Raw genomic sequence first — 19,644 nt, forward strand, 5'->3', positions numbered from 1 at the left:
ACGTAGATGGCGCAACGGGCAATCACCGCGGGCGGCGCACCAGAAGGTTTTGATGCGCGGCTGATCCTGAAAGAGGCGGCCAGCAGCAATGGTCCTGTCCTGCATGTGGCGCGCGACGACAAGCGGATGGAAGCGACCCGGGCGGCGCTGGCTTTTTTTGCGCCCGACATGCCGGTGATCAGCTTTCCGGGCTGGGATTGCCTGCCGTATGACCGTGTGTCGCCCAATGCAGATATTGCCGCGGCCCGGATGGCGACGCTGGCGGCGCTTGTGCATCAGATGCCGGGGCAATTTGTGTTGCTCACCACGCTGAATGCGGCGACCCAGCGGGTGCCTGCACGACAGGTTCTGAAGGATTCCGCCTTTACCGCCGAAGTGGACCGTCGCATCGACGAGGAGGCGCTGCGCAGCTACCTCACACGGATGGGATTCACCAAGAGCCCGACGGTGATGGAGCCGGGAGATTTTGCGGTGCGGGGCGGTATCATTGATATCTATCCGCCGGGACAGAGCGGTCCGGTGCGGCTGGATCTCTTTGGGGATGTGCTGGATGGGGCCCGGCGGTTTGATCCCGCCACCCAGCGGACCACCGAAAAGCTGAGCGTGGTTGAATTGGCGCCGGTTTCCGAGGTGATCCTTGATGAGGCGGCGGTGACCCGGTTTCGGCAGAACTACCGGATTGAGTTTGGCGCAGCGGGCACCGATGATCCGCTTTACGAGGCGGTTTCAGCCGGGCGAAAATACCAGGGCATCGAGCATTGGTTGCCGTTCTTTCATGAGCGGTTGGAAACGCTCTTCGACTATCTGCCGTCAGCCACGGTGACATTGGACGATCAGGTGACACCGGCTCGGTTGGCGCGTTGGGACAGCATCGCGGACCAATATGAGACGCGCAAGATCGCGATGGCGCAGAAGGGGCGGATGGATACCGTCTATAAACCGGTGCCGCCGGGGCTGCTGTATCTGGATGATGCCGCTTGGGAGGCCGCGATCGCGGATCACCGGGTGATCCAGTTCCATCCGCTGCCACAGGCCAGCGGGCCGGGGGTGATTGATGCCGGTGGGCGGATCGGACGCAATTTCTCGCCGGAGCGACAGCTGGAAAATGTGAGCTTGTTCAGTGCGCTGGCAGATCATATTAAAGCGCGTTTGCAGGTGGGTCCGGTGGTTGTTGCCTCTTATTCAGAGGGCGCCCGAGAGCGTTTGACCGGCCTGATCGAGGATGAGGGCCTGGCCGAGGTGATCGCGATCCGCGATGGCACCCGGATCGGCAAATCTGGGTTGCATCTGGCGGTCTGGGCGCTGGAGCACGGATTCGAGACCGCCGATCTGACAGTGATTTCCGAACAGGATGTGCTGGGTGACCGGCTGATCCGCGCGCCCAAGAAGCGGCGCAAGGCCGAGAATTTCCTCACTGAAACCCAATCGCTCAGCCCCGGTGATCTGGTGGTGCATGTGGACCATGGGATTGGCCGCTACAAGGGTCTGGAGGTGGTGACCGCCGCTGGCGCGGCGCATGAGTGTATTCTGCTGGAATATGCAGAACAATCAAAGCTGTACCTGCCGGTCGAAAACATTGAACTGCTGTCCAAATACGGCCACGACGAGGGGCTTCTGGATCGGCTCGGCGGCGGTGCCTGGCAGGCCAAGAAGGCCAAGCTAAAGGAACGCATCCGCGAGATGGCGGATCGGCTGATCCGTGTGGCCGCAGAACGGGCGCTGCGCAAGGCGCCGATGATGGATCCGCCGCCGCACGCCTGGGAGGAATTCTCCGCCCGTTTCCCCTATCAGGAGACCGACGACCAGCTGCGTGCCATTGCCGAGGTGATGGAGGATTTGCAGTCCGGCTCGCCGATGGATCGTCTGATCTGCGGTGACGTTGGATTTGGCAAGACCGAGATTGCGATGCGCGCGGCCTTCATTGCGGCGATGTCCGGCGTGCAGGTGGCTATTGTCGCGCCGACGACGCTGCTTGCCCGTCAACATGCGGCGGCTTTTTCCCAGAGGTTTCGTGGTTTTCCCTTGGAAGTCAGGCAGTTGTCACGCTTTGTTTCAGCAAAGGAAGCGGCGAAAACCCGCGAAGGCATGGCTCGCGGAACGGTTGATATCGTGGTTGGCACCCATGCGCTTTTGGCCAAATCGATCCGGTTTCAGAACCTTGGCCTGCTGATCATCGACGAGGAACAGCATTTCGGGGTCGCGCATAAAGAACGGCTGAAACAGATGCGCAGCGACATTCACGTCCTGACGCTGACCGCGACGCCGATTCCGCGTACGCTTCAGCTGAGCCTCACCGGGGTGCGGAACCTCTCGATCATCGGCACACCGCCGGTGGACCGTCTGGCGATCCGCACCTATGTCAGCGAGTTTGACGCCGTCACCATCCGCGAGGCGCTACTGCGGGAACATTATCGTGGCGGGCAAAGCTTTTACGTGGTGCCGCGCATCACCGATCTGCCCGATGTCGAAGCCTTTCTGAAGGAGCAGCTGCCCGAGCTGAGCTACGTCATCGCCCACGGCCAGCTGGCCGCCGGGGATCTGGATGACCGGATGAATGCCTTTTACGATGGCAAGTTCGACATTCTGCTGGCGACCACAATCGTGGAGTCCGGCCTCGATATTCCGACCGCCAATACGATGGTCGTGCATCGTGCCGATATGTTTGGTCTGGCGCAGCTCTATCAGATCCGGGGCCGCGTGGGCCGGTCAAAGACGCGCGCCTATGCTTATCTCACGACCAAGCCGCGGGTGCGTCTGACACCCGGAGCAGAGAAACGCCTGCGGGTGCTGGGGTCGCTGGATACGCTGGGCGCGGGGTTCTCTCTGGCGTCACAGGATCTGGACATTCGCGGCGCTGGCAACCTCCTGGGCGAGGAGCAATCCGGCCAGATGCGTGATGTGGGCTATGAGCTTTATCAGTCCATGCTGGAAGAGGCGATTGCCAAGATCAAATCTGGTGAGCTGGAAGGGTTGACCGGCAGCGATGATCAATGGGCGCCACAGATCAACCTAGGGGTGCCGGTCCTGATCCCAGAGGAGTACGTACCCGATCTGGATGTGCGTCTGGGTCTGTATCGTCGGCTTTCCGACCTTAGCACCAAGGTGGAGCTGGAAGGCTTTGCGGCGGAGCTTATCGACCGTTTCGGTCCGCTGCCGAAGGAGGTCAATACGCTGATGCTGGTGGTGCGGATCAAGGCAATGTGCAAACGCGCTGGCATTGCCAAACTGGACGGCGGGCCCAAGGGGGCAACGATCCAGTTCCACAACGATAAATTCGCATCACCCCAGGGGCTGGTGGACTTCATCCAGGCCCAGGATGGGCTGGCCAAGGTGAAAGACAACAAGATTGTCGTCCGTCGGGACTGGAAGAAAGACGGCGACAAGATCAAAGGTGCCTTTGCCATCGCGCGGGATCTGGCGGAAAAAGTGGTTGCCGAGAAGAAGAAGGCCAGGGCCAAAACCAGCTGATCGGCCTGATCTGATCGGCCTGAAGTGAGAACGTGAGAAAGCCCCTCCAACATTTTGGAGGGGCTTTGCTTTTCATTCTCTTGGGGGCGGGATTATTCGGCTGCGATCCGGTTCTCAACCCGCGCCATATGCAGCATGATGACAAAGCCTGCGGCGACCATGAGCAGGATCGACCCGGTCAGTGGCGCAATGGAGCCGTCAAACAGAAGCCCGACGGTTGCAGCCGCAGCGGCAGCAAAGACGGTGGAGACCCCCCCGACGATCGAGGCTGCCATACCTGCAATATGACCCATCGGTTCCATCGCCATTGCGTTGAGGTTGCCTAGGGTCAGCCCAGCCATGAAAAAGACGCTTGTCTGCCAGGCCACAAAGAGGCCGAACATCACATCATTCGGCAGGTTCAGCGTGCCCAGGCTCAGCATGATCGCTGACAGCAGGATCTGCCCCCCCAGCGCCCAGGTCACCATGCGCCGCATCCCAAGGCGGACCACAACGGAGGCATTGATCAGGCTGCCAGTGCCAGACATCACGGCAATGAAGCCAAACCAGAAGGGGAAGCTGGCCGCGCGGTCAAAAACCACGTCAAAGATCGGCTGCACCAATGTGATCATGCAAAACAGCATCGCCAGGCACAGGCACTGGACCATCATTGACAGCCGGACGGTCGGGTGCTGGAGCATCTCGGCCACGGCGGCCAGCAGGCTTGGCAGGCGGAACGGACGGCGATTTTCTCGCGGCAGGGGTTCGGGCAGGCGCAGCCCCATCCACAGGATGATGATGATCGCAAATAGCGCAAAGGCCAGGAAGATCGCGCGCCAGCTTGTCAGCAGGATAATACCAGCCCCCAGCATCGGTGCGATGGCCGGGACCAGGGTGAAGATCAGCATGGCAATGGACATCATCCGCGCCATTTCCCGGCCGGAATAGAGATCGCGCACGATGGCCAGAGCCACGACACGCGGACCGGCAGCGCCAAGCCCCATGACCACACGGCTGAGCAGCAGCATTTCGATAGAAGAGCTGGCGTAGGCCGCCAGCGCGGCGAGAATATAAAGAGCAGCCGCAGCAAAAATGACCGTCCTGCGCCCAAAGGCATCGGAAAGCGGGCCTGTAAAGAAAGTCCCGATCCCCATGCCAAGCGCGAAGGCGGCAATGACCAGCTGCGCACGGTTGGGGTTGTCAGGGCTGAGCGTCTGACCGATTTCGGGCAGGGCTGGCAGCATGGCGTCGATGGAAAATGCAACGGTTGCGAACATCATCGCAATCAGGGCAATGAACTCAGCTTTTGACATGCTGATGTGAATATCTTTTGTCATTTGAAACCTCTGGTGACACATCAGGAGCCCCGGTAATCGGGCGCTGTCTGGGCGTCACTTTGTCCGCGCTAACATATCCACCGGGATTGGGCCAGAAGCGGGGGCGCACAGTATTATGTGCATCTTTATGCGTCGTAAGCCAGACGCGAAGCGGACCGCCAGAGGTCAGCGATCCAGTTTCATTGTTTTTTATAGTATTTCAGTGTGTTACCGTGCGACCCTCAGGTCGGATCCGCGTTTGGAGCGGCGTCCTGGTCCAGCTGAGCCTGAATGTCGGCGATAACCTGTTTCCACAGTTCGGGCTGTTGGGCGCCGGGAACGGCGTGCTGATTGGCCACCACAAATGTCGGGACAGATGTGATCCCCATCTTGCGCGAATGGGCATCGCGGCTGCGGATCTCCTCGGCGTCTGTGTCGCCGGACAAGAGGCGCAGGGTGACGGCCCGGTCCATGCCGGCCGCTTCGGCGATATCGGCGAGGACCTCGGCGTCGCCAATATCCAGCGCTTTGACGAAATAGGCGTCAAACAAAGCATCGACCACGGCGCCCTGTTTGCCTTCGATCCCGGCCCAGTGGATCAGCCGATGGGCGTCCAGCGTGTTGGGGGTGCGCTCCATGGCCTCAAAATTGATCTCCAGACCGGCGGCGCTGGCGTGTTCAACGACCGGGGCATAGGCCCGGACCGCGCCATCCTTGCCGCCGAATTTCGCCTCAAGATAGGCGCGCCGATCCATGCCTTCGTGTGGCATGTCAGGGTTCAGCTGGAACGGATGCCACTCGATGACAAACGGATGATCGCCGACGTCGGCCAGCGCCTTGTCCAGGTGGGTCTTGCCGATATAGCACCAGGGGCAGATCGGATCGGACAGGATATCCAGCTTAACGAGGCTCATGACGGGGTCCTTTGGTGTCGAATATAGCAATCGGGCAGGGCGCGCCGCAGCAGTTTTCCGTTGGCTCCGCTGGGTAGCGCGTCGAGGCGCAGATAGGCGCGGGGCTGTTTGTATCGTGCCAGCCGGGTCTTGGCAAAAGTCGATAGCGCCTCGGCGGTCACGTCTTTGGCACCGGTGTAGAACGCGACGATAATATGAGTGTCGGGTTTCACCTCGACCGAGGTGACGGCAACCTGTTCCAGATCGGGGTGGGCCATCAGCGCGGCCTCCACCTCCAGCGGGGAGACGCGATAGCCGCCTGCATTCATGACGTCATCATTGCGACCGAGGTAGCGGATCTGGCCATCTCCCATCATTTCGCCAAGGTCACCGGTCAGGAACCAGTCGCCCCTATAGCGGTCCCTGGTGGCCTCGGGCGCGTTGACATAGCCCAGCATCAGCCCGGGATCGTGGCGATCAATGGCAATGACGCCGGGGGTGTTGCGGGGGACCGGATTGCCGTCAGGATCGAGGATGGCAACCCGTCGCCCCGGCTGCGGCCACCCCAGGGTATCGCCGACCTCAGCCGCATCGCGATCACGCGCCGGATCCGAGGAGATGAAGGTGGAGCACTCAGACATGCCAAAGGCCTCATAGAGCTGCGTGCCGGTGGTCTGATGCCAGCTCCGAGCCAGTTGGCCCGATAGCTTTTCCCCGGCGCACAGACCATGGCGCAGGGCCGGAAGATCAGGCAACCCGTCAGCTTGCAGCAGCTTGCGATAGACACCGGGCGCGGCGGCAAAGAGGCTGGCGCGATGCTGACGCAACAGCTACGGCAACGCGGTCACTGGCGTGCCCTCCAAGGGGATCAGAGCTGTCGCGCCGATACTCCAGGGGTCCATCAGACCGGTGCCGAGGGTGAAGGTCCAGTTGAAGGCCCCGGCATGCAGCAGCCGGTCGTCGGGGCGCAGATCATACCAGTGGCGGATCATCATCTGCCGCGCCCAGATGGCGCGATGGGCATGGGCAACCGCGCGCGGATTTCCGCCGGTTCCGGAGGTATAGACGATATAAGCGGGCCGATCAGGGTCGCCGAGGGGTATCTGAAACCTGTCTTCTGCCGGAGCGTGGCGCTGCATTGCCTCAAGTGAGTCGCGGTCAATCTCGTGGGGATGTGGTACCGACCGAACCTCGGGATCGCGCAGCACAGCGGCCGGAGACAGGTCGTCGATAATACGTGCCACCTCCGGTTCGGTCAGCTGCGATGACGTGGGGACCGGCACCAGACCCACGGCAATGGCGCCCAGATAGGCGATCGGAAAGATCGGCGTATTGCCAAGGCGCAGCAACACCCGGTCGCCGGGTTTCAAACCTTGCGCCAGCAATCCCGTACCGGTTCCACGCACAGCGGCCCGCAGGTTTCCATAGGTCCAGGACTGCACCTGGGGGCTTGGCTGCTGGCCCGGTGACGTCGACGCTTCGGCGTTTGCCTGAACCGCCAGAACCGCAAGTGCCATGGCATCCGCGGCGGCAGGTTGGGCCGACCCACGTTGGTAAAGCACGTGGTCAGCCAGATTGAACGGCGCGGGGCAGGGCGCGAAGGGCCCGCTGTCAAACAGGGATTGCATGTCGATTGGCTAACTTGGCAATCCACGCGTTGCAAGATGGCGCGCCCCGGCCTATAGGAAAAAGCATGACCTCTCGTGATCCAAAATCGCTCATCACTATTGCCCGTGCGTCGGGCGAGGCTGCCGAAACCGAGCCGCTGGATCTGGGCGCCCGTGTGCGTGAGCTGCGCAAGGCGCGGGACTGGACATTGGAACATGCGGCCAATCAGGCCGGCCTGGCCCGATCGACCCTGTCAAAGATCGAAAATGGCCAGATGTCACCGACTTACGAGGCGTTGAAGAAGCTTGCCGTCGGGCTTCAGATCTCGGTTCCACAGCTGTTTACGCAGCCGCAGCGGGATCAGGTGAACGGGCGTCTGACGGTCACAAAGACCGGTCAGGGGTCTGCCCATGCGACCACCACCTACGAACATGAACTCTTGGCCGACAGCCTGACGCGCAAGCGGATGCTGCCTTATCGCGCCCGCGTTCGGGCGCGCTCGATGGACGAGTTTGATGGTTGGGTGCGCCACGATGGCGAGGAATTCCTATACGTGCTGACCGGCGTCGTGCGGCTCTATACCGAGTTCTATGAACCGATCGAAATGCGGCGCGGTGACAGCGCCTATTATGATGCGGCGATGGGCCATAACGTGATTTCGCTCAGCGACGAAGACGCCAGTATCCTCTGGGTGACATCCCTGTCCTGATCATCGCAGGCGCAGCGGGGGCCGCGCGCGCTGCCGGACCATGCTCAGCCTGATGCAATCAGGATGATTTAGGTTGCAGACGTTCGCGCGCCACCAAGGCAACCGCCATCGCCTGGCGCGTGCCTAAGCCATGCGGGATCAGAGATCAGTTCAGCTGATGCTCCAGCTCGCGGTGCAGGCTTTCCGTGTAGAGAAAATCATCCACTTCCTCACGCGCTTCGGTCAGCGTCAGATGGTGCGTTCGGGCGAGATAAGCCACAAACTTATCCTTGTCGTCGAACAGGGATGGGGCCGAGCGAGTTTGCAGATGCGGAAACCGTTGCTTGAGACGGGGCATCCTGTCGAACCAGCTGGCGCGGGCTGTTTGAACAGGCATGGGGGGGTCCCTCCGGGTCAAAATTGCGCGTGGGTATTTATGCTAGCATTTTTTGCAAAAAAAGAAAGTCCGCGTCAGACGTGCTGCGCCCCGGCACGGGGTGGACCGGCCGGGGCGCAGCTATAGCAAGAGGCGGCTGACGGGATCGGTGCCAATCTCTGCCGGGATCCGGGTTCGCGTCAGGGGCGGGGTCAGCTGGGACGGAACAGGCGCGGCAAGAGCAGATGCGCCAGCCCGACGCCGATCACCTGCATCACGATGAACATCAGGATATGGCCGGGGTAGATCCCGGCGAAGGTGTCGCTGAACCCGCGTGCAATGGTGACCGCCGGATTGGCAAAGCTGGTGGAGGAAGTGAACCAATAGGCACCTGTGATGTAGAAGGCGACCAGCGTCGGCACGGCCTCGGGCCGCGATCGCAACCCGCCGAAGATCACGAAGAGCAATCCAAATGTCGCGAGGATTTCGGAGAACCACTGGGCCATACCGTTTCGGTGCATTGTGCTGGAGCTTTGCAGGATCGACAGATCGAACATCACGTGGCTTGCCCAGACGCCGAGGATGCCCCCTATGATCTGCGCCGCCAGATAGGGCGGAACCGCGCGCCAGCTGTGGTCACCGCGCAGCGCAAAGGCCAGCGTCACAGCCGGATTGAAATGCGCGCCCGAGATCGGCCCCAGCGTGGTGATGATCACATAGAGCATCGCGCCGGTTGCCACCGCATTGGCCAGCAGCGCCAGCCCGACATTTCCGCCCGACAGGGTTTCGGCCATGATGCCGGAGCCCACGACGCCAATCAGCAGGAAACAGGTGCCTAGCCCCTCGGCCATCAGCTTCTGCGTGGTCATGGCAGCTCTCCGATGCGTGTCAGCTCCTGGCACAGGCTGTCACGATCCAGCGTCTCCAGCGGCAGATCAAGGAAGGCCAGCGCGCGGCGCTCCAGCCGCGCATAGGCGGTCTGAAAGGCAGCGTCCCAATCTGGCTCCGCGGCGGCGGCCGGATCCTCGATACCCCAATGGGCGCGGAGCGGCGCGCCGGGCCAGATCGGGCAGGTTTCGCCTGCGGCGGAGGCGCAGACGGTGATCACAAGGTCCATCTCAGGGGCATCGGGGCCTGCAAATTCGTCCCAGCTTTTTGACCGGGCCGCGTCTGTGTCATGGCCTTTCTCATTCAGCAGAACCAATGACTGCGGATGCACTTTTCCGGCGGGTTTGGATCCGGCGGAAAAGGCGCGGACACGGCCATTCCCATGGGTGTTCAGCAGCGTTTCCAGCAGGATAGACCGCGCTGAATTGCCGGTACAGAGGACGAGAATATTCATATGGGAAACCCGTTTCTTAGGAGCGTTCGGTGGCTTTGTGACGGCCGATATCATCCAGATGATGTTGCAGCGACAGTCGGTTGAGTGTGTCAAAAGGCAGCGCCGCAAAGGCCCGGATGCGATTTCGCAGCAGCCCGTAGGCCTGTTGATAGGCAAGCTGTTTCTGCGCCTCTGTCCCTTTGGTCATCACGGGATCAGGCAGGCCCCAATGGGCGCTCATGGGCTGACCGGGCCAGGCTGGGCAGGCTTCATTTGCGGCGTGATTGCAGACGGTAAAGACGAAATCCATCTGCGGCGCAGCCTCGCCGGAGACCGCGCTGAAATGTTTGGAGCGCAAGGTGGCGGTGTCATGACCCTTGGCGCGCAGCAGCGCCAGAACTTCGGGTCGTGGGGCTGTCGCGGGCTGGCTGCCGGCAGAATGCGCGATGAAGCGGCCATGCCCCTCCTTGGTCAGGATCGCCTCGGCCATCATCGACCGGGCTGAGTTGCCGGTGCAGATGAAGAGGACATTCAGCGGGCGCTCAGTCGTGGGGATGAGCGTCGTCTCGTGGTCCGGCGGGGTGCAGATATCCGGGCGGTTCTGGCAGCAGTCGGACAGCAGCTGATCAAACACCCCGCGCAGACCGTTCAGATGTGCCTGATAGAGCAGAGACGTGCCTTGCCGCTGCGACAGGATCAGCCCCGCCGCGCTGAGCGTTGAAAGATAAGCGGAAACGGTATTGGCCTTCTGCGCCAGCGCCGTCGCGATTTCGCCTGCGGGAACCGCATCGGGATATCGCCGCATCAGCAGACGAAACAGCGCCAGCCGCTGGGGGTGGGCCAAGGCGGAAAGCTGTGATGTAAGCTTTATTTCCATATTTCACGAAATACGGAAATACTATTCCTGCGTCAACCGTTTTGGCTGGCCGAAAAAAAGCCCGCCACCGATGATCGGGGCGGGCTACTGTCAGCTGCTGCTGTGGCTTGGTCAGTCGGCCTGATACCACCAGACCTCTGGCATGTAGCTGATGCCATCGCCGCTGACGGGCAGACGCTCGGGGAATTTCAACTCCTTGCGATGGGCGATGCGGCCTTCGGCGTATTGCCAGACCGGCATCACATAGCGTCCTGCGGTCAGCAGACGGTCAAGCGCGCGGGCGGCGGCGGTGAAATCCTCTTTGCTTTTGGAGGTCAGCATGGCGTCGATCATTGCATCCACGGCAGGGTCCTCGATCCCGATCAGATTGCGCGATCCCGGCTGCTGCGCAGCGTCGCTGCCCCAGTAAAGATATTGCTCGTTGCCGGGGCTGAGCGACATCGAGCGGCGGAAGAAGGTCATGTCGTAGTCGAATTCCTGCTGACGTTCGACAAACTGGGCACTGTCCACCATGTCGGCCTCCAGCGCGATACCGAGACGTTCCAGAGCGCGGGCATAGATTTCCACGACCGAGCGCATCTCGCCTTCGCCCAGATTGCCGGGGGTCAACAGCACCTTGATCTCAAGCGCCTCGCCATCTGCGTTGCGCATGATGCCGTCTTGGACCGTCCATCCGGCCTCCGCCAGCAGTTTGGTTGCGGTGCGCAGGTTCTTGCGATTGCGCTCGCTCCCGTCGCTGACCGGCAGCGTATAGCCCTCCATCACGCCGGGGAGCAGGCTGTCTTTGAACGGGGTCAAGAGCTCGCGCACCTTGCCTTCGGCAGCTCCCGGCTGCATGGCCAGATAGGAGTTCGAGAAATAGGAAGAAATCCTCGGCTGGGTGCCACCTGTCAGCGTTTCGTTCATATATTCGAAGTTGAACGCCTGGATTAGCGCTTCGCGCACCCGCCAATCGTCGAATGGGGCACGGCGGGTATTCATAGCGATACCGGTCATGCCCGAAGGGTTGCCATTGGGGATGACGGTCTTGATCACCTCACCGGAGGTCACCGCAGGAAAATCATAGGCCTTGTCCCATTTGGCGGCGTTGAATTCGCGGATTGCAGAAATTTCCCCGGCCTTGAAGGCCTCCAGCAGGACGGTCTGGTCGCCATAGAAATCGAGCCGGATCTCGTCAAAATTATTGGTGCCGCGCCGCAGCGGCAGATCCTGCCCCCAGTACTCCGGGTTGCGGGAAAAACGGATGAAACGACCGGGTTCGAAATCCGCCACCGTATAGGGGCCGGAGCCGATCGGGGCTTCCTGCAGGCCGGACTCGGCGAAATCCTTGCCTTGCCACTGCGCCTTTTTCAGGATCGGACGCAGCCCGGCGATCAGCGCCAGTTCGCGGTTGTCTTCGTTGAAGGTGATGCGCAGGCTGCGCTCTCCGGTCTGTTCGATGCTGTCGATCTGGGTCCAGAACCGGCGGTAGCGGATATGCCCTTCCTGGCCGAGGGTCTGGTAGGACCAGATGACATCCTCGACCGTGACAGGCGATCCATCGGAGAATCGGGCCTCGGGGCGCAGGGTGAATTCAACCCAGGCGCGATCCTCTGGCACCTCAATCGATTCGGCCAGCAGCCCGTAGAGGGTGAAAGGTTCATCCGCCGAGCGCCCCATCAGGCTCTCATATCCCCAGAAACGGAGCTGCCAGGGCGGGGTGCCTTTTTGGGCAAACGGGTTCAGCGTATCAAAGCCGCCGGTGTTGCCGAAGACCACGGTGCCGCCCTTGGGGGCATCGGCATTTGCATAGGGTAAAGACACAAAATCCGGTGGTAGTGCCGGGTCCCCATACATAGCTATGCCATGCGCTGATTCTGCCTGTGCAAAATTTGCGCATGCGCTGAGGATGATTCCGGCCAAGGCCGGTCGAACTCTAAAGAAAAAATCTGGACGCACTTTTGCAACAATCCCGCTCTGGCCTTATTTTCATGAACACCAACGCTAACGGCGCTGCCGCGTCAATTCAAACTTTTAGCTTGGATGAGCGGGGGAAATTGCTTATAAAGGTCTCACTGCTCGATAGGTTTCTTGCCTGTATGAAACCTGCCTCAATAACTTAACGCCCGCTTCGTGCGGGCGTTTTTTTGTGCGGTGCTTCGCGATATATTTGACGGGCTTGCCGGACGATAGTCGGCCCCGGTGGCGGTGCCCTTTCGGCGCACATCTCTTGCACGCGGTTGTTGCATGGGCCAGCATCTGGACCGTTTTGCCGCGGTTTCTCGCAACTTTCCGGCCGGGATTGCCGTTCCCTTTGCAGGTGCAGCATGTCACAGTTGCACCAATCAGGTTTTGCACAGGAAGGGAAGAGCAAGATGACATTGACGGGCAAATGCGCGGTGATTACCGGGTCGAATTCCGGCATCGGGCTTGGGGTCGCGCGGGAAATGGCGCGGGCCGGGGCGGATGTGGTGCTGAATTCCTTTACCGACCGGGACGAGGACCACGCGCTGGCAGCTGGGATCGCCAAAGAATTCGGCGTCAAGGCGCGCTACATTCAGGCCGATATGTCCGATGCAGAGGCCTGCCGGGCATTGATCACCACGGCTGGGCGCTGCGACATTCTGATCAACAATGCGGGCATCCAGCATGTCGCACCTGTTGAGGACTTCCCGATCGACAAATGGAATGCCATCCTGGCGATCAACCTGTCATCGGCGTTCCACACGGCGGCGGCAGCGCTGCCGATGATGCGCGCTGCGGGGTGGGGCCGGGTGATCAATATCGCCTCGGCGCATGGGCTGACGGCGTCGCCCTACAAATCCGCCTATGTCGCAGCCAAGCACGGCGTTGTCGGGCTGACGAAGACATTGGCTCTGGAAACCGCAGAAGAGCCGATCACCGCCAACGCAATCTGCCCCGGTTACGTGCTGACCCCGCTGGTCGAGGCGCAGATCCCGGACACCATGGAAAAGTACAATATGGGACGCGAAGAGGTCATCAAGAAGGTGATGCTGGAACGCCAGCCCTCACGCGAGTTTGCGACCGTGGAGCAGCTTGGTGGCACGGCAGTGTTCCTCTGCTCTGATGCGGCAGCCCAGATGACAGGCACCACGCTCAGCGTCGATGGTGGCTGGACCGCGCTGTAGGCCGCGCGGAAACCGGGGAGGGGCCCGCCCCCTCTTGCCCCTGTTCAGGGCAATTCACCCCCGGAGTATTTTGAGAAAGGTGACACGCAGCGGGCATGGCTCCGCGGCGGGGACGCGCCGATCGGGAGGCAGAGATGACGAAGCGGATCAACCTGGCCCTTCAGGGCGGTGGCGCCCATGGGGCGTTCACCTGGGGGGTGCTGGACCGGCTGCTTGAAAGCGACGAGCTGGAGATTGATGCCATCACCGGCACCTCTGCCGGAGCGCTCAACGGGGCTGCGTTGAAATCCGGGCTGGTGCATGGCGGTCCTGCCGGTGCGCGCGCCTGTCTCGATCAGCTTTGGCAGCGGATGGGAGCGGTCGGCGATCTGCGCTTTGCCCATTGGCTGGCGGGGCTTGATGCGGCGCCTTTGCTCGGAGCGCTGGACTGGATCGCGCCGTTTTCCCCGCGTGAGGCGATGGGGCAGATCCTGTCGCCTTACAGCTACGGGCCGTTTTATCGCAATCCGTTGACGCCTGTCGTGGAGGCATTCAATTTTGCCGAGGTCTGCGCGGATCAGGGGCCGCAGCTGTTTATCTGCGCCACTTCGGTGCGCAGCGGAAAGGTGCGGGTTTTTTCCGGTGACGAGGTCACAACCGATGCCATTCTTGCCTCGGCCTGCCTGCCCAACCTGTTTCAGGCGATCGAGATAGAGGACCCCAAGACCGGGCGTCTGGAACCATATTGGGACGGCGGCTATACCGGCAATCCGGCGCTGTTTCCGCTGTATCGGCCTGAGCTGCCGTCGGATGTGGTGATTGTCAGCATCAACCCGCTGGAGCGCGATGAGCTGCCGCGGACGCCGCAGCAGATCCAGAACCGGGTGAATGAAATCAGCTTCAATTCCTCGCTGCTGCGTGAGTTGCGGGCGATCTCCTTTGTTCAGCGGCTGTTGGCCGACGGGCATCTGGAGCCGGGACAGATGAAGCGGGTGCTGGTGCATATGATCGCTGATGATGATCTGATGCGGCAGCTATCGGTCAATACCAAGCTGATCCCGATCCCGCAGATCCTGGCAAAGCTGAAGGCGGCAGGTCGGGCCGCAGCGGAGCGCTTTCTGGAACAGGATTGCGCCGCGATCGGCGTCTCATCTACAGTGGATCTGGCCGAGATGTTTGGCTAAATGCGGCCGCCCGTCAAGGAAACGGCCGGGGCTTAACTGGAGGCTTAATCTGCGCTGGGGTCGACAGGTTTGGTCGGATCCTTGGCGTTCGGATAGACAAGCCCGGCGGAAATCACCAGTTTTGCAGCTTCTTCCACGCTCATATCCAGCATGATGACGTCTTCTTCGGGGAAGAACAGCAGAAAGCCGGAGGTCGGGTTCGGCGTTGTCGGCACGAAGATCGACAGAAGGTTGCCGCCGGTTTCAGCGCGGTCGGCCACCTCGCCCTTGGCCGTGGTGGAGACAAAGCCGATCGCCCAGATGCCGCGGCGGGGATACTGGATCAGGCAGGCGGTATCAAAGCTGCGCTCGGTCTGGGCAAACACGGTTTCCGAGATCTGCTTGATCCCGGAGTAGATCGAGCGCACCACCGGCATGCGATCCACCAGGCTCTCGGCAAAGCCGATGAGCGAACGGCCTATGATCCCCTTGGCGATCCAGCCAACCACTATGGTGAACAGCAGGAAGATAATCAGCCCGACGCCACGCAGGTTGATCCCGATATACTGTTCTGGCCGCACGGTATGCGGCACCAGCGGCAGCACAACCCCGTCGATCCAGCCCATCACGGTCCATAGCAGCCAGATGGTCAAGCCAACCGGGGCAATGACCACGATGCCGGTAAAGAAGGACGACCGCAGCCGGGCAAAAAGGCCGGGGCGGCGGGGGGTAGTTTCGTCGTCGAAGGGCGTGGTCATCTGTGCGTTTCACCAAAGAGGAACGTAAGGAAGCTAGGCAGGGAACTGCGCAACCGCAATGGGCAGCTGCGCAGAAAGACCTTTTATTGCTTCAAGTTGACCAATTCCTTGGCGATTTCCGCTGCGAGACGGGCATTGTTGCGCACCAGGGCAATATTGGCCGTGAGCGAGCGGCCCTCGGTCAGCTCAAAAATACGCTGCAGCAGGAAGGGGGTAACATCCTTGCCGCTGATGCCTTCCGCGTCCGCTTCGGACTGGGCCTGGGCCAGAACCGGGGCCAGATCCTCGGCTGCGATCTGGTCTGCTGCCGGGATCGGATTCGCGATCAGCTGGCCACCGGGCAGCTCCATCGCCTGACGGGTGGCATGGGCACGGGCGATCTCTGCGGCGCTGTCCATGCGCAGGGGGGCGGCCAGATCCGAGGTTGCGGACCAGAACGCAGGGAAGCTGTCCTGACCATAGGCGATGACCGGCACGCCTTGGGTTTCCAGCACCTCGAGCGTCTTCGGGATGTCGAGGATCGCCTTGGCGCCTGCGGCGACCACGGTTACCGGGGTCTGGGCCAGCTCCATAAGGTCGGCGGAAATGTCAAAGCTGGTCTCGGCGCCTTTGTGGACACCGCCGATGCCACCGGTGGCAAAGACGCTGATCCCGGCCAGCCGTGCGGCAATCATGGTGGCTGCGACGGTTGTTGCCCCGGTGCCGCCTGTGGCGATACAGGCCGGCATATCCGCGCGCGAGATCTTGGCGACGTTCTTTGCCTGGCCAAGCGCCTGCAGCTGATCGGGTTCAAGGCCGATGTGCAGCACGCCCTCGATCACGGCCATGGTGGCAGGCACCGCGCCTGCGGCGCGAATGTCGTCTTCGACCTGAGCGGCGACTTCGACGTTCTGCGGATAGGGCATGCCATGGGTGATGATGGTGCTTTCAAGCGCAACGATGGCCTGGCCGGAGTCGCGGGCGGCGGCGACCTCGGCGGAAAATGTCATATTGATCAAAGGGGTGGTTCTCCTGAAACATAGGTGGCAGCGGCTTTCAATGCCGACGCAAGGGAGGTTTCGCGGTCTTCGCCGCGGGCCTCGGCCGCGATATGAGCGGCCATGAAAGTGTCACCGGCGCCGGTGACGCGCGCCACGGTCACGCGCGGTGGCGCCTGGGTGATCAGGCCATTGTGGTCGGCTTCGGTGGCGGTGCTGCCACCATCGGTGACCAGTACCCGCGCTGCGCCGCGATCCAGCATGGCGCGGGCAGCGGTGGCGCTGTCGGTGAAGTCGTCCTGACAGAGCAGACCGGCCTCTTCGAGGTTCACATAGAGCGTGCCACAGCTGCGCAGCAGAAAGGGGCGCAGGCGTTCGGCCTTGCCCGGAGAGGCGGGCGCGACGCGCAGATCCGCCTTGGCAAAGATCGGGTCGGCAGTGATGTCGTCCAGCAGCGACAGCGTCAGATTGCCATCAAGCGCGACGGGACCGGTATAGGGCGTTTCCGCACTGCCAAGAGTACCATCGCTGAGCGGTCGCAAGATCTTGGCACCTGCGGCTTCAAGCGAATGGGCATCGGCAATCGCGGCAATCAGCCCGTTGGCACCTTCGACGGCCATATAGCGGTCGGTGGGCAGATCTTCCGAGCGGTAGAGATGATCGGTGATCAGGCCGAGATGGGCACAGGCATGGACCAGCTCGTCACCCTCCGGGTCGCGCCCGATTGCGCTGAGCAGGGCCGGACGCAGACCAAAGCGGGCCAGTGTCATCGCGATATTCATCGCAACACCGCCGGGCAGGCGGCTGATACGTCCGGGCATATCGGATCCGCGCTGCATTTCAGCCGTGCAGCGGCCGATAATGTCCCAGAGGACGGAGCCAATGCAGAGGATGTCAGGCTGATCTGCGGCGGTGCCGACGCCCAAGGCGGCCGGAGCCTCAGATCTAGGTGAAGCGGGAGAGTGCGGAACCTGTGTCATAAATCCCGTATTGCCGCGTTTTTCCCGCCCCCGCAAGGCGCAACCGATCTACGGAACGGCGAAAGTCAACGCCGCCCAATGGGTTTGCCAGACCGGTATGGGGCCTCTTTTGGTAGCGCCATCATCGGACGCACCCGCCTCGGCGTCCAGACTGCGCAGCACCACGGCGTCGAGCAGGTAGACGTGACCGGATTTGACCGGGATCGTCGCCCGCCCTTGGGAATCGCTGCGGGTCAATGTGACAGCGACATTGCCATCTGGGCTGCGCTCGAACACTTCGATCTGGGCGCCGGGGCGCGCGGCCCCCTCGAACAGAAGCTCAACCGGCAGGCCAGCGGTGAGATCGTCGGTGTAGGGGTTGGCCCGCGCGACGAACTCGGTCAACAGACCGGTTGCGCGATCCGCCCCGGCGCCGTTGCCCACCGCAACCAGCGATTTGGCGTGGCGGGTATAGCGCTCTGCAAAGCCTGCATCCGGCAGGTTGCGCGCGGCATGGCGGGACTTGATATCGGCAAAATCCTTATGGGCCGCAAATTTTGCGAACTCCTCCCAGGTCTTGTAGGTCAGCGTGTCCGGCGTGGTTTCGTGGACCACCACCAGCAGCCCCTCGGCCGGTGGCTCGAGCTGTAATGCCGGCATATCTCCCATCCGGCCAGCGTAGGGATGGGCACCGAGCTGATCCCAGACCTCGAAGCGGGCGATATTGCGGTCGAAATACGCCAGGCGCGACCCGCTGAAGATCTGCCCATTCCGCAGATCTGCCTGCACCGAGGCGCCTAATTTCACTTGATATTTTTCTGGCGCAATCCAAAACTCATGGGCAAGGGCGCGGCCGCCGATGATATTGGTGGTGAGCGTGAGCAGAATAAGAACAACAGGGTGGACAGAACGCATGGCGCAGATGGGACCTCTGGCTGGGACGCAGGATGACAGAGACGGGCAAGGCGCGGCGTCGATGGAGGCTCCGGTGCGACGTCGCAGCCACGCCGGTCGCAGGCTCCCCCAGCTGAGCCGTCTGTTGCTGGTCTGGCTCTTCTGGAGCTTCTCCTACTCTAGTGTTTTTGCGCATGAAGTCACGCCGACGATTGCGGATTTTGAAATTGCCGACGGGCGGCTGAAGATGGACCTGCGTCTGAACGCCGAGGCATTTGTCGCAGGCATCGATCTTGATGGCGTGGACGATACGGATACCGTTGATCAGGCGCGGGACTATGACGACCTGCGCGGGCTTGGCCCGGATGAGCTGAAACCGATGGTTCAGGTCTTTGCCGAAGACTGGCTGCAGGCGCTGCGGATCGAGGCGGGTGGCGATATCGCACTGGAGGTGGTCGGGATCGAGATCCCGGAGCCGGGTGACGTCAGCCTGCCGCGCAGCAGCATCCTGCAGCTGTCGGGCGAGGTTCCCACCGGTGCACGCGGGCTGAAGATCGGCTGGCCCAAGGGATCAGGCGGTGTGGTGTTGCGTCAGAACGGTGTGGAAGGTCCTTATACCGGCTATCTGCAAGGCGGCGAGACCACGCCAACCATTCCGCTGTCCGGCGGGCTGGCCAAGACGCCAAGCGAGGCCTTCGTCGACTATGTGCCGGTCGGGTATACGCATATCCTGCCAAAGGGGCTGGATCATATTCTGTTTGTACTGGGGTTGTTCTTCTTCAGCACCCGGCTGCGGCCGCTGATATGGCAGATCAGTGCCTTTACCGTAGCGCATACAATCACGCTGGCGCTCGGGGCATTGGGGCTGGTGCATATCAACCCGGCCATAGTTGAGCCGCTGATCGCAGGATCCATCGTGTTTGTCGCGGTTGAGAATATCTTTGCCCGCAAGCTGCACAGCTGGCGCACTCTGGTGATCTTTGGCTTTGGCCTGTTGCACGGCTTGGGATTTGCCTCGGTGCTGGGCGAATTCGGCCTGCCTGAGGCGCAGTTTCTGCCGGCACTCCTGGGATTCAATGTTGGCGTTGAACTGGGGCAGCTGACCGTTGTCGGCGCGGCCTATGGGCTGCTGGGGTTCTGGTTCTGGCGGCATCCGAAATACCGCGGCCGGGTTGCCATCCCCGCCAGTTTCACCATCGCGCTGATCGGCGGATACTGGTGCGTGGAGCGTCTGTTCCTCTGACCGGCGGTGGCGCCGGT

The 19,644-nt window shown here is 61.7% G+C and carries 16 protein-coding genes and 1 pseudogene; 5 read left to right on the plus strand and 12 right to left on the minus strand.

Annotated elements, in window-relative coordinates; all coding sequences use genetic code 11:
• Positions 1-6: 6 nt before the first annotated feature.
• Positions 7-3,468 carry a transcription-repair coupling factor gene (mfd, locus tag VXL81_RS05035; protein WP_416553171.1) on the plus strand — a complete coding sequence of 1,154 codons (3,462 nt, stop codon included), beginning with the start codon at positions 7-9 and terminating at the stop codon, positions 3,466-3,468.
• A gap of 92 nt (positions 3,469-3,560) precedes the next feature.
• Here the strand turns inward: mfd and VXL81_RS05040 are convergent, their stop codons facing one another.
• From VXL81_RS05040 to VXL81_RS05050, 3 genes and pseudogenes are all read right to left on the minus strand, one after another.
• Complete coding sequence (locus VXL81_RS05040; protein WP_416535973.1) at positions 3,561-4,784, minus strand: MFS transporter; 1,224 nt, start codon at positions 4,782-4,784, stop codon at positions 3,561-3,563.
• A 221-nt stretch (positions 4,785-5,005) separates the two neighbouring features.
• A complete protein-coding gene (locus VXL81_RS05045; protein WP_416553173.1) occupies positions 5,006-5,677 on the minus strand; it encodes a DsbA family oxidoreductase in 672 nt (223 codons plus the stop codon).
• Positions 5,674-7,284 (minus strand): annotated as a pseudogene (locus tag VXL81_RS05050) (class I adenylate-forming enzyme family protein). Before VXL81_RS05050 ends, VXL81_RS05045 begins: the two are co-directional and overlap by 4 nt.
• 65 nt (positions 7,285-7,349) lie before the next feature.
• Between VXL81_RS05050 and VXL81_RS05055 the strand changes: the two are divergent.
• Positions 7,350-7,973, plus strand: coding sequence for a helix-turn-helix domain-containing protein (locus VXL81_RS05055; protein WP_340545508.1), 624 nt, complete (start codon positions 7,350-7,352; stop codon positions 7,971-7,973).
• A 145-nt stretch (positions 7,974-8,118) separates the two neighbouring features.
• Here the strand turns inward: VXL81_RS05055 and VXL81_RS05060 are convergent, their stop codons facing one another.
• The 5 genes from VXL81_RS05060 to VXL81_RS05080 all read right to left on the minus strand — a co-directional run bounded on the left by VXL81_RS05060 (position 8,119) and on the right by VXL81_RS05080 (position 12,464).
• Entirely contained in the window at positions 8,119-8,349 is a 231-nt protein-coding gene (locus tag VXL81_RS05060; RefSeq protein WP_014874610.1) for a hypothetical protein, read from the minus strand.
• 191 nt (positions 8,350-8,540) lie between these two features.
• The gene (locus tag VXL81_RS05065) at positions 8,541-9,197 is read right to left on the minus strand and encodes an MIP/aquaporin family protein (protein ID WP_416553175.1); all 657 of its coding nucleotides are present in this window, start codon (positions 9,195-9,197) and stop codon (positions 8,541-8,543) included.
• Positions 9,194-9,670: an arsenate reductase ArsC gene (locus VXL81_RS05070; RefSeq protein ID WP_416553177.1), complete on the minus strand. Its 477-nt coding sequence runs from the start codon at positions 9,668-9,670 to the stop codon at positions 9,194-9,196. The genes VXL81_RS05065 and VXL81_RS05070 overlap by 4 nt, the downstream gene beginning before the upstream one ends.
• Positions 9,671-9,686: 16 nt before the next feature.
• Positions 9,687-10,526 (minus strand): helix-turn-helix domain-containing protein, encoded by an 840-nt coding sequence (locus tag VXL81_RS05075; protein WP_416553179.1) that lies wholly within the window; start codon positions 10,524-10,526, stop codon positions 9,687-9,689.
• Between the two features lie 111 nt (positions 10,527-10,637).
• Entirely contained in the window at positions 10,638-12,464 is a 1,827-nt protein-coding gene (locus VXL81_RS05080) for an extracellular solute-binding protein (RefSeq protein WP_340545512.1), read from the minus strand.
• Positions 12,465-12,880: 416 nt separating this feature from the next.
• Between VXL81_RS05080 and VXL81_RS05085 the strand changes: the two genes are divergently transcribed.
• Entirely contained in the window at positions 12,881-13,654 is a 774-nt protein-coding gene (locus tag VXL81_RS05085; RefSeq protein ID WP_416538726.1) for a 3-hydroxybutyrate dehydrogenase, read from the plus strand.
• A 134-nt stretch (positions 13,655-13,788) separates the two neighbouring features.
• The gene (locus tag VXL81_RS05090) at positions 13,789-14,817 is read left to right on the plus strand and encodes a patatin-like phospholipase family protein (protein WP_416553181.1); all 1,029 of its coding nucleotides are present in this window, start codon (positions 13,789-13,791) and stop codon (positions 14,815-14,817) included.
• A gap of 44 nt (positions 14,818-14,861) precedes the next feature.
• Here the strand turns inward: VXL81_RS05090 and VXL81_RS05095 are convergent, their stop codons facing one another.
• The 4 genes from VXL81_RS05095 to VXL81_RS05110 form a co-directional block, all read right to left on the minus strand.
• Positions 14,862-15,554 carry a DUF502 domain-containing protein gene (locus VXL81_RS05095; RefSeq protein WP_416538728.1) on the minus strand — a complete coding sequence of 231 codons (693 nt, stop codon included), beginning with the start codon at positions 15,552-15,554 and terminating at the stop codon, positions 14,862-14,864.
• 83 nt (positions 15,555-15,637) lie between these two features.
• The gene (locus VXL81_RS05100) at positions 15,638-16,552 is read right to left on the minus strand and encodes a pseudouridine-5'-phosphate glycosidase (protein WP_416542311.1); all 915 of its coding nucleotides are present in this window, start codon (positions 16,550-16,552) and stop codon (positions 15,638-15,640) included.
• Positions 16,549-17,511 (minus strand): PfkB family carbohydrate kinase, encoded by a 963-nt coding sequence (locus tag VXL81_RS05105; protein ID WP_416544350.1) that lies wholly within the window; start codon positions 17,509-17,511, stop codon positions 16,549-16,551. The genes VXL81_RS05100 and VXL81_RS05105 overlap by 4 nt, the downstream gene beginning before the upstream one ends.
• 48 nt (positions 17,512-17,559) lie before the next feature.
• Entirely contained in the window at positions 17,560-18,405 is an 846-nt protein-coding gene (locus tag VXL81_RS05110) for a DUF4198 domain-containing protein (protein ID WP_416553183.1), read from the minus strand.
• Here VXL81_RS05110 and VXL81_RS05115 point away from each other — a divergent pair.
• Positions 18,404-19,627 carry a HupE/UreJ family protein gene (locus tag VXL81_RS05115; RefSeq protein WP_416553185.1) on the plus strand — a complete coding sequence of 408 codons (1,224 nt, stop codon included), beginning with the start codon at positions 18,404-18,406 and terminating at the stop codon, positions 19,625-19,627. The two genes, VXL81_RS05110 and VXL81_RS05115, sit on opposite strands and share 2 nt — an antisense overlap.
• Positions 19,628-19,644: the final 17 nt, after the last annotated feature.

This window comes from Phaeobacter sp. JH204B, assembly GCF_048055755.1.
GTDB classification, from domain to species: Bacteria; Pseudomonadota; Alphaproteobacteria; order Rhodobacterales; family Rhodobacteraceae; genus Phaeobacter; species Phaeobacter bryozoorum.